General features: G+C 82.2%; 1 pseudogene. It reads left to right on the top strand.

Features of this window, described 5'->3' with window-relative positions:
- A pseudogene (locus K4B79_RS47545) lies at positions 1-286 on the top strand (hypothetical protein); the annotation flags it as partial.

The raw sequence follows: 286 nt of genomic DNA, 5'->3' as shown, positions 1-286 counted from the left end.
GCCGGAGCTGCCGACGGCGCCCGCGGTCAGTGGGCGGCGGCTGCGCGGGGCCCGGTTCGCCGGGGCCGCGGAGGCCGGGCGGGAGGCGGCGGGGACGCCGGAACCGGCGCCCGAGCCGTTGGACGCGGAGGCCCGGCGGGAGACCGTCCGGACCGTCGAGCGGCTGGTGCGGCTGCGGCGGGAGGGCCGCAGCGGTGAGGCGCACGAGCTGCTGGCCGAGATCGCGCACTGGTCGGCCGCCCGCTACCCGCTGCTCGCCGTGGAGCTCCACCGGGCCGGGCTCGGC

The sequence above is a fragment of the Streptomyces lincolnensis genome, assembly GCF_021173675.1.
In the GTDB taxonomy this organism is placed as follows: Bacteria; Actinomycetota; Actinomycetes; order Streptomycetales; family Streptomycetaceae; genus Streptomyces; species Streptomyces lincolnensis_B.
Note: the sequence above shows the minus strand (reverse complement) of the source record. Positions and strands in the feature narration are given on the sequence as shown.